Below are 9,127 nucleotides of genomic sequence, written 5' to 3' on the forward strand. Positions count from 1 at the left end.
GCAGCTACGCAGGCACTCCCAGCACCGGTAGCAGTCTCGACGGCCCCCTGTGCAGTAGCCAGGGCGGCAGCAGGGACAACGGGTCCAGGTACGTCGCATCGCTGAGCAGGCCCCAGTGCACGCACGTACCCGAGCAGTGCGACCCCGTTGCCTCGACCGTGCCCACCACCTCGGCCGCCCCCACCGTGTCCCCCTTCCGCACCGAGGGGCTGACCGGCTCGTACGTCGTGCGTAGGTTCGTGCCGGTCAGCCGGACGGACACCACGCCACGCCCGGCCACGCGGCCCGCGAAGGTCACCCGGCCGGGTGCCACCGCTCGTACCGGGGCACCGGGGGGTGCGGCCAGGTCCACGCCTCGGTGGCCGGGGCCGTAGACCGTCGCCGGGGGCTGCCAGCCTCTTAGCACCAGTGGACGGACGCCCACCGGCCAGGCGCGGGCGATGGCCGGAACCCGTTCCTCCCGGGCCGGTGGGGGCAGGGAGGCCCAGGCCGGGGGAGCCGGCGCCGTCGCCGCCGAGGCCAGCAGCAATCCCGCCCACACGCCCACGCATCGCATCACTCGTCGCATGCGAAGACCCTCCCGTACCCCCGCCGATCATGGCTGGGATCTGTGGACTACTCCCTGGTTGTGGACAGCGGCGTCACCCAGTGCCCCCGCGGTCCCGTACACTTCTTCTGGCGATCCGGGTCACCGGGTCGACTTCGCACGCCCCGACACCTGGTGATCACAAGCCGGTGTCAGCGCTCCTCGGTCCTTTGTGGCACGGCGCATGTGGGCGTCAGGCGCGGGAGCCGTCCGGCATCCGCGGCACAACCGAGAACTTCAAGGAGATACGGCCATGGCCGTCGTCACGATGCGGGAGCTGCTGGAGAGCGGCGTCCACTTCGGTCACCAGACCCGTCGCTGGAACCCGAAGATGAAGCGCTTCATCTTCACCGAGCGCAATGGCATCTACATCATCGACCTGCTCCAGTCGCTGTCGTACATCGACCGCGCCTACGAGTTCGTCAAGGAGACCGTCGCCCACGGCGGCACGGTCATGTTCGTCGGCACGAAGAAGCAGGCGCAGGAGGCCATCGCCGAGCAGGCCACCCGCGTCGGCATGCCCTACGTCAACCAGCGCTGGCTGGGCGGCATGCTCACCAACTTCTCGACCGTCTACAAGCGTCTGCAGCGCCTCAAGGAGCTCGAGCAGATCGACTTCGAGGACGTCGCCGCGTCCGGTCTGACCAAGAAGGAGCTTCTCGTGCTCTCGCGCGAGAAGGCCAAGCTGGAGAAGACCCTCGGTGGTATCCGCGAGATGCAGAAGGTGCCCAGCGCCGTCTGGATCGTGGACACCAAGAAGGAGCACATCGCCGTTGGTGAGGCCCGGAAGCTGAACATTCCGGTCGTCGCGATCCTCGACACCAACTGCGACCCCGACGAGGTCGACTACAAGATCCCGGGCAACGACGACGCGATCCGCTCCGTCACCCTGCTCACCCGTGTGATCGCCGACGCCGTCGCCGAGGGCCTCATCTCCCGCTCCCGTGTCGCCACCGGTGACAAGGGCGAGAAGGCCGCCGCCGAGCCGCTCGCCGAGTGGGAGCGCGACCTGCTCGAGGGTGAGAAGAAGGACGAGACTCCGGCTGCCGAGGCTCCGGCTGCCGAGGCTCCGGCCGCCGAGGCTCCGGCTGCCGAGGCTCCGGCTGTCGAGGCTCCGGCTGCCGAGGCCGCCCCGGCCGCCGAGGCCGCTCCGGTCGAGGAGAAGGCCGCCGAGGGCGAGCAGGCCTGACGTCAGTGTTGACGGCGGGGGCGGTGACATGAAGTCCGCCCCCGCTGTTCACCTGTAGGTCGGCGCGCAGTTCGCGATCCGCGTTCACATGTGGACCGCAGACCGTACCGATCTCCGATCTTCCAAGACTTCGAGAAAGACTCACAGACTCATGGCGAACTACACCGCCGCCGACGTCAAGAAGCTCCGTGAGCTCACCGGCGCCGGCATGATGGACTGCAAGAAGGCGCTGGACGAGGCCGAGGGCAACGTCGAGAAGGCCGTCGAGGCGCTGCGCATCAAGGGCCAGAAGGGCGTCGCCAAGCGCGAGGGCCGCTCCGCCGAGAACGGCGCCGTGGTCTCCATCATCGCCGACGACAACTCCTCCGGCGTCCTCGTCGAGCTGAAGTGCGAGACGGACTTCGTCGCCAAGGGCGACAAGTTCCAGGCCGTCGCCACGGCGATCGCCGAGCACGTCGCCAAGACTTCCCCGGCCGACCTCGAGGCCCTGCTCGCCTCCGAGATCGAGGCCGGCAAGACCGTCCAGGCGTTCGTGGACGAGGCCAACGCCAACCTCGGCGAGAAGATCGTCCTGGACCGCTTCGCGCAGTTCGCCGACGGCTTCGTGCTCGCCTACATGCACCGCACCATGCCCGACCTGCCCCCGCAGATCGGTGTCCTGGTCGAGCTGGACAAGCCGAACGCGGAGGTCGCCAAGGGCATCGCCCAGCACATCGCCGCCTTCGCGCCGAAGTACCTCTCCCAGGAGGACGTCCCGGCCGAGGTCGTCGAGTCCGAGCGTCGCATCGCCGAGGAGACCACCCGCGCCGAGGGCAAGCCCGAGGCCGCGATCGCCAAGATCGTCGAGGGTCGCGTCAACGGCTTCTTCAAGGACGCCACGCTGCTCGGCCAGCCGTACGCGCTGGACAACAAGAAGTCGGTCCAGAAGGTGCTGGACGAGGCCGGTGTCACCCTGAAGCGCTTCACGCGCATCAAGGTCGGCATCTGAGTCCGTACCGCGATCGACGCGCGACCCGAGGAGAATTCTCGATAGGGTCGACAGCAGTCGTCCGCGCACACCGCCACACCCAGGCACGTGGCGGACGGCAGCAGATCTGACGAGGAGGCCATTGCCGCGCATGGGAGCGAAAAGCGACCCCACCGGCAATGGCCTTCTTCGTATGTGCAACACGTGAAAGAGGCGGGATCTCCATGACCACCAAGGCCCAGAAGAGCGACGACGGCAAAGTACGCGGCCGGTTTCTGCTGAAGCTGTCCGGAGAGGCCTTCTCCGGAGGTGGGGGCCTGGGCGTGGACCCGGACGTGGTGCACAAGATCGCCCGTGAGATCGCCGCCGTCGTCCGCGACGGCGCCGAGATCGCCGTCGTCATCGGCGGCGGCAACTTCTTCCGGGGCGCCGAACTGCAGCAGCGCGGCATGGACCGCGCCCGCTCCGACTACATGGGCATGCTCGGCACCGTGATGAACTGCCTCGCCCTCCAGGACTTCCTGGAGAAGGAAGGCATCGACAGCCGGGTGCAGACCGCCATCACGATGGGCCAGGTCGCCGAGCCGTACATCCCGCTGCGCGCCGTGCGCCACCTGGAGAAGGGCCGCGTGGTCATCTTCGGCGCCGGTATGGGCATGCCGTACTTCTCCACCGACACCACCGCCGCCCAGCGCGCCCTGGAGATCGACGCCGAGGCGCTGCTCATGGGCAAGAACGGTGTGGACGGGGTCTACGACTCCGACCCCAAGACCAACCCCGACGCCGTCAAGTTCGACGCCCTCGGCTACGGCGAGGTCATCACCCGCGACCTCAAGGTCGCCGACGCCACCGCCATCACGCTGTGCCGCGACAACAAGCTGCCGATCCTCGTGTTCGAGCTGCTCGCGGAGGGCAATATCGCGCGGGCGGTCAAGGGTGAGAAGATCGGCACGCTGGTGGGTGACCGGGGCAGCCGGGCCTGACCGGCACACCCCCGCCGTCACCCGGGGTACGCCACCTGTCCGGGGGACGGACGGGACGCACCCTGGCCGGGGGATGGACAATGTCCTGCCGGTCGGGAACCGTGCAGGAAGAAGACGCGACGCAGCCGGCCGCCGCCCCGACGAGGAACCGCAGCCGGGCCTTACTCAAGACACGCAGGAGCTAGTGGTGATCGAAGAGACCCTCCTCGAGGCCGAGGAGAAGATGGAGAAGGCCGTCGTGGTCGCCAAGGAGGACTTCGCCGCGATCCGCACGGGCCGTGCGCACCCGGCGATGTTCAACAAGATCGTGGCCGACTACTACGGCGCGCTGACGCCGATCAACCAGCTGGCCTCGTTCTCCGTGCCGGAGCCGCGCATGGCGGTCGTGACCCCGTTCGACAAGAGCGCCCTGCGCAACATCGAGCAGGCGATCCGCGACTCCGACCTGGGCGTCAACCCGAGCAACGACGGCAACATCATCCGTGTGGTGTTCCCCGAGCTCACCGAGGAGCGTCGCCGCGACTACATCAAGGTCGCCAAGGCCAAGGCCGAGGACTCCCGGGTCTCCATCCGCTCCGTGCGCCGCAAGGCCAAGGACGCCCTCGACAAGGCGATCAAGGACGGCGACATCGGCGAGGACGAGGGCCGCCGTGCGGAGAAGGAGCTGGACGACACCACCCACAAGTACGTGGCTCAGGTGGACGAGCTCCTGAAGCACAAGGAAGCGGAGCTGCTCGAAGTCTGATGAGCGACTCTTCCTGGGGGGCACCGCCGATGGCGGGGCAGGCCGGGTACTGGGGGCCCACCGAGGGTGGGCCTGTCCAGGGGGCTGCCCCGGCGGGTCCCGCGTACGATGCGCCTGAGGCGCAGCACACTCGCCCCATGCCCATCGTGCCCGACGTACCCGCGTATGGCGGAGACCAGGACGACGACCGGGGGGCCGCTCGCCTGAACGGCCCCTTGTTCCGAGACGAGACGTTCCAGGACAGCGCGTTCCACGGCAACACGTCCCACGGCAACACGTTCGAACACGACACGCAGAATCCGGAGCCCATGCCCGACGCCCCGCAGCCGGCGCCCGCGCCGCAGAAGAAGAGCGCGGGCCGTGACCTGAGCGCGGCCATAGGGGTCGGTGTCGGGCTCGGTGTGGTGATCATCGCGTCCTTGTTCATCTACAAGGCCGTGTTCGTCGGTGTGGTCGCGGTCGCCGTGGTCGTGGGCCTGTGGGAGCTGACCAGCCGGCTGCAGGAGCGCAAGGCCATCAAGGCGCCGCTCGTGCCACTCGCGCTGGGCGGTGCGGCGATGGTGGTCGCCGGGTATGTGCGGGGTGCCGAGGGTGCCTGGGTCGCCATGGCCCTGACGGCGCTGGCCGTCCTGGTCTGGCGTATGACCGAGCCGCCTGAGGGCTATCTCAAGGACGTCACGGCCGGCGTCTTCGCGGCGTTCTACGTGCCGTTCCTGGCGACGTTCGTCGCGATGATGCTCACGGCCGACGACGGCTCCTGGCGTGTCCTGACCTTCCTGCTCCTGACGGTCGTCAGCGACACCGGCGCCTACGCGGTCGGCTGGCGCTTCGGCAAGCACAAGCTCGCCCCACGCATCAGCCCCGGCAAGACCCGCGAGGGCCTGCTCGGCGCGGTGCTGTTCGCCATGGTCGCGGGCGCGCTGTGCATGCAGTTCCTGATCGACGACGGCAGCTGGTGGCAGGGTCTGCTGCTGGGCCTCGCCGTCGCGGCCAGCGCCACCCTCGGCGACCTCGGCGAGTCCATGATCAAGCGCGACCTGGGCATCAAGGACATGGGCACCTTGCTTCCCGGGCACGGCGGCATCATGGACCGTCTGGACTCCCTGCTGCCGACCGCTCCGGTGGTGTGGCTGCTGATGGTGTTGTTCGTCGGCTCCGCGTGAGCCTTGCTCGCCACGGCTTCCGGGCCTCGTCCTGAACGCAGGACGGGGCCCGTCGTCGTACCCGGCGGGAATCGTCGGCGGGAATGGCGGTGGGGATGGTCGTACCCGCGCCCGAGTGGGACGATTCCGCATATAAGGGATCGGATGCAAGGGAAAGGAGGGCCCATGTCCGCCTTCCATGAGGAGATCGACGTCGACCGGAGCCCCGGTGATGTCTGGGCCTACCTCAGCGACCCCTCCCATCTGCCCGAGTGGCAGGCGAGCGCGGTCTCGGTCGAGCAGCTGGACGAGGGGCCGTTCGGTCTCGGCTCCCGCATCCGGGTCACCCGGCACGTCGGCAGCCGGGAGGTCCCGATGACCATGGAGGTCACCGAGTTCGAACCGCCGCACACCTGGGGCATGCGCGGTATCGACGGGCCCGTCCGGGGCAGCGTCCACGGCGAGGTCATCCCGCTGGCCGAGGGCCGTAGCCGCGTGAGCATGGACCTCGACTTCGAGGGCCGGGGGATCGGCAAGGTCCTGCTGCCCCTCGTCGTACGGCCGCAGCTGCGCAAGGAACTCCCGCACAACGAGCGGCTGCTCAAGGAGCGGCTGGAGCACACGGCGGCCTAGGCGTCGTCGGCGCTCCAGTCCGGCAGCGGCAGGCCGTCGGCCGTGGTGATCTCCAGGACCGTGCAGCCCATGAGGCGTACGGCGGCGAAGAGACGGTCGCGGGCCGTCGCACGGTCTCCGGGCGGCAAGGAGACGCGGATCTGGTGCGGGCGCGAGCGGTCGTAGGTGAGGTGCCAGTCCGTGTCGGCGGTCGCGAAGTGGTCCTGGCCGTGCGCACCGTCGTCGGACTGCCACGATCCCCGGTCCACGGTCGGCGCCAGCACGTCCCGGAGTATCCGCAGCCGTTCGGCGTACGGCCTCGGGCCCTCGGACAGCCGCAGACACCGGTGCAGCCGAGGCCGGAAGGCGTTGAACCAGGGCGCCAGGCCGGGCTCCATGTCGGCCAGGACGGTGGAGCGCACCCGCCCCGTCACCCACCCCTCGACGAACCCGGCCGCACCCGGCGCGAACTCCTCCCGCCCGATGCTCCGGCCCCGCACCACCACCGGCCACTCCTCCGGGTCCCCGTCGGTGCGCCAGCACAGCCGGTCGGCGTCCATCGTGGCGCCCCAGACCAGCAGACCGTCGTGCCGCTCCAGGCGGTTGTACGAGCTCGTACCGAAGGGTGTGCGCAGGTACAGGTAGTCGCAGAACTCGCCCCACCCGTACGTCTCGACCAGCTGCTTGTAGTCACCGGGCAACCGCACCCCGAGCCGCGCCTCCACCTCGGCCCAGTCCCCGCGGGCGTCGACCGGGTCGGGCGGCGGGGACACGGCCCGGACCAGGGCGTCCAGACCCGTCACGGCAGATCGACCCGGCGCAGCGCGGTCGCGGCCGGCTCCCCGGTACGGCGGGCGTACGCCATCCGCTCCCGCACCTCGCGCAGCGTCCGCGGCCGGTAGCCCGGCCCGCCGCAGCAGCTCGCGTGGAAACCGACGCCCGCGTTCAACAGCACGGTGAGTGTCCGCCACGCGGCTCTGTCCCGCTTCGGGGGCGCCGCGAAGGCCGAACCCGCGTACATCAGCGCACCCGCACAGCGCGGGCAGGTCCGCTCCCGCCACGGGTCGTAGCACTGCTTGTACGACACCCGGCAGGACAGACAGACGTACGAGGTCTTGGCGGCAGACATGCGGCCAGACTAGGGAGCCCCCATGACGCCGGCCAAGCAGGTTTCCGGCACCCGGCCCCGAAGGAACCCGGCGGCCCCGGATGCGTGACGCGCTGGATCGCGACGCGCCCCCGGACCGCCGGACCCCGTACCGCTCGGTGGCGCACGTACTGGCCGCCGGCGGTGCCGGGAGGTCGGCCGAAGTGGTGCACGGCGACGGTCACGGAACCGCCTTCGACGCTGATGGTGTACGCGCCGGGGCCCGTGTACGGCACAACGAGACCCCTGTGTCGGATGAACGAACAGCACCCCGTGCCCGCGTCGGGCTCAGTGCGAGGGAGGCGCCTCGACGTCACCTCGTCCTGACCCCGGGGCGTTCCATCCAGGCTCCAGGCTGTCGAGGAGGGCGCGGAAGGCCTTGTCGGCGTGGTCCCAGTGTCCGTCCGCCAGCGGGGCGATCAAGAGGCCGACGGCGGCGTCGGTCAGGAGGGTGGCCTGGGTCCGGGCTCGATCCTGGCCCATGCCGAGGTCGCGGAAGACGGAGCCGAGCAGGGCCGTCCATTCGGTGACGATGTCGCGCATGACGGGCCCGTAGCGGTCCGGGTGAAGCACGCTGGCGCTCATGATCTCGAGATAGAGAGGGAGGGTGGCGCGTACATCGGGGTCTCTGAACTGCTGCCACACCTCCTCGATGAAGCGGCGCAGGCCCGCAGGGCTCGTGGGCGGGCCGACGGTCTTCAGCAGTGCGCGGGCGCGCAGGAGGGGCCGGCGCTCGTAGATGGCGAGGGCTTCGGCGATCATCCGTTCCTTGCTGCCGAAGTAGTACAGGAGCATGCGGTCGCTGGTGCCCAGGGCCTTGGCCAGCGGGCGCAGGGAGAGGTCCGCGAGGCCGTTGCGCATCACGTACTCGCGGACCCGGTCGAGAAGGTCGCGCCGCTTGGCCGGATCGGGCGGGCGAGGCATGCGGGCTCCTGGGGGCGTGAGGGCTGCAACTTCCATCTGTCCGTAAATTCACTTTTGGGCAGGTCTTTACTGTAGCAACCGCTTCGTATATATTTTAGGTGTAGCGACTGCTACATATAGCGCCTGGCGCACGCCAAGCGCATCCACCGGCGGACCCACCGCCGCTGCCCAGAAAGGACAGATCTCATGGTTATCCAGGCCATCGGCCACGCCATCGGCTCTCGCCGGGGAGATCGGTCCTCTCATGCCACTCCATCCTCGTGGCTCGCCAGGCAGTGGGCCCTCTGGTCCCGCACGCTCGCGCCACTGCGACCGCTGGATGCGCCGCGCGGCCGCGCCACCGTCTGGGACGCCTCCTGGCCCCTGCAGCGGGAACTGACCTCGGCCCGCCGAGCCCGCCGTCTGGTGACCGCGCAACTGAGCGACTGGGCGCTGGACGACCTGTCCGACACGGCCGAGCTTCTGGTCAGCGAACTGGTCACCAACGCCCTGCGGCATACGCGCGGCCCGCTCAGGCTCAACCTGCGACTGCGTCACTCCCGCCTGCTGTGCGAGGTCGAGGACACCGAGCCCTCCGGTCCTGTGCACACCGCGGTCGACTCGGACGCGGAAGGCGGCCGCGGCACGGAACTGCTCGACCTGCTCGCCGATGCCTGGGGCAACATCCGGACAGGGACGGGCAAGACCATTTGGTTCGAGCTGCAGGCCGAGGACCACTCCGTGAGGGGTGCACCTGCCGTGACGATGGTGGCCTGAGGAAGTCGCCGCCGGCCGAAGCCGCTCGGTGACGGCCGGTGACGACAGTCGTAGTGAGCGACAGCCGCAGGCCACC

The 9,127-nt window shown here is 69.5% G+C and carries 11 protein-coding genes; 7 read left to right on the forward strand and 4 right to left on the reverse strand.

From position 1 onward, the window contains the following. Positions 1-4 precede the first annotated feature (4 nt). Positions 5-568, reverse strand: a complete 564-nt coding sequence (locus ACIRVH_RS34005; RefSeq protein ID WP_403961424.1) for a murein hydrolase activator EnvC family protein — start codon at positions 566-568, stop codon at positions 5-7. A 271-nt stretch (positions 569-839) separates the two neighbouring features. Between ACIRVH_RS34005 and rpsB the strand changes: the two genes are divergently transcribed. The 6 genes from rpsB (at position 840) to ACIRVH_RS34035 (ending at position 6,245) form a co-directional block, all read left to right on the forward strand. Next, complete coding sequence (rpsB, locus tag ACIRVH_RS34010) at positions 840-1,775, forward strand: 30S ribosomal protein S2 (protein ID WP_403961427.1); 936 nt, start codon at positions 840-842, stop codon at positions 1,773-1,775. A gap of 151 nt (positions 1,776-1,926) precedes the next feature. Further along, complete coding sequence (gene tsf, locus ACIRVH_RS34015) at positions 1,927-2,763, forward strand: translation elongation factor Ts (RefSeq protein WP_403961430.1); 837 nt, start codon at positions 1,927-1,929, stop codon at positions 2,761-2,763. 203 nt (positions 2,764-2,966) lie between these two features. After that, positions 2,967-3,725 (forward strand): UMP kinase, encoded by a 759-nt coding sequence (gene pyrH, locus ACIRVH_RS34020; RefSeq protein WP_403961435.1) that lies wholly within the window; start codon positions 2,967-2,969, stop codon positions 3,723-3,725. A 187-nt stretch (positions 3,726-3,912) separates the two neighbouring features. Beyond that, entirely contained in the window at positions 3,913-4,470 is a 558-nt protein-coding gene (gene frr, locus ACIRVH_RS34025) for a ribosome recycling factor (protein WP_403961437.1), read from the forward strand. After that, entirely contained in the window at positions 4,470-5,633 is a 1,164-nt protein-coding gene (locus ACIRVH_RS34030; protein WP_403961440.1) for a phosphatidate cytidylyltransferase, read from the forward strand. Before frr ends, ACIRVH_RS34030 begins: the two co-directional genes overlap by 1 nt. Positions 5,634-5,798: 165 nt before the next feature. Further along, a complete protein-coding gene (locus ACIRVH_RS34035; RefSeq protein WP_403961442.1) occupies positions 5,799-6,245 on the forward strand; it encodes an SRPBCC family protein in 447 nt (148 codons plus the stop codon). Here the strand turns inward: ACIRVH_RS34035 and ACIRVH_RS34040 are convergent. From ACIRVH_RS34040 to ACIRVH_RS34050, 3 genes are all read right to left on the reverse strand, one after another. Further along, entirely contained in the window at positions 6,242-7,027 is a 786-nt protein-coding gene (locus tag ACIRVH_RS34040) for an SMI1/KNR4 family protein (protein ID WP_403961445.1), read from the reverse strand. The genes ACIRVH_RS34035 and ACIRVH_RS34040 overlap by 4 nt on opposite strands. After that, positions 7,024-7,353, reverse strand: a complete 330-nt coding sequence (locus tag ACIRVH_RS34045; protein ID WP_403961447.1) for a deoxyxylulose-5-phosphate synthase — start codon at positions 7,351-7,353, stop codon at positions 7,024-7,026. Before ACIRVH_RS34045 ends, ACIRVH_RS34040 begins: the two co-directional genes overlap by 4 nt. A 306-nt stretch (positions 7,354-7,659) precedes the next feature. Next, positions 7,660-8,295 carry a TetR/AcrR family transcriptional regulator gene (locus tag ACIRVH_RS34050; protein ID WP_403961450.1) on the reverse strand — a complete coding sequence of 212 codons (636 nt, stop codon included), beginning with the start codon at positions 8,293-8,295 and terminating at the stop codon, positions 7,660-7,662. 186 nt (positions 8,296-8,481) lie between these two features. Here ACIRVH_RS34050 and ACIRVH_RS34055 point away from each other — a divergent pair, with 186 nt between their 5' ends. Then, positions 8,482-9,051, forward strand: coding sequence for an ATP-binding protein (locus ACIRVH_RS34055; protein WP_403961453.1), 570 nt, complete (start codon positions 8,482-8,484; stop codon positions 9,049-9,051). The last annotated feature ends 76 nt before the right edge of the window (positions 9,052-9,127 follow it).

This window comes from Streptomyces sp. NPDC101165, assembly GCF_044768135.1.
Lineage (GTDB): Bacteria > Actinomycetota > Actinomycetes > Streptomycetales > Streptomycetaceae > Streptomyces.

Coding starts and splice junctions, on each gene's coding strand:
- ACIRVH_RS34005 (WP_403961424.1), bottom strand. CDS start 568: ATGCGACGAGTGATGCGATGCGTGGGCGTGTGGGCGGGATTGCTGCTG.
- rpsB (WP_403961427.1), top strand. CDS start 840: ATGGCCGTCGTCACGATGCGGGAGCTGCTGGAGAGCGGCGTCCACTTC.
- tsf (WP_403961430.1), top strand. CDS start 1,927: ATGGCGAACTACACCGCCGCCGACGTCAAGAAGCTCCGTGAGCTCACC.
- pyrH (WP_403961435.1), top strand. CDS start 2,967: ATGACCACCAAGGCCCAGAAGAGCGACGACGGCAAAGTACGCGGCCGG.
- ACIRVH_RS34030 (WP_403961440.1), top strand. CDS start 4,470: ATGAGCGACTCTTCCTGGGGGGCACCGCCGATGGCGGGGCAGGCCGGG.
- ACIRVH_RS34035 (WP_403961442.1), top strand. CDS start 5,799: ATGTCCGCCTTCCATGAGGAGATCGACGTCGACCGGAGCCCCGGTGAT.
- ACIRVH_RS34045 (WP_403961447.1), bottom strand. CDS start 7,353: ATGTCTGCCGCCAAGACCTCGTACGTCTGTCTGTCCTGCCGGGTGTCG.
- ACIRVH_RS34050 (WP_403961450.1), bottom strand. CDS start 8,295: ATGCCTCGCCCGCCCGATCCGGCCAAGCGGCGCGACCTTCTCGACCGG.
- ACIRVH_RS34055 (WP_403961453.1), top strand. CDS start 8,482: ATGGTTATCCAGGCCATCGGCCACGCCATCGGCTCTCGCCGGGGAGAT.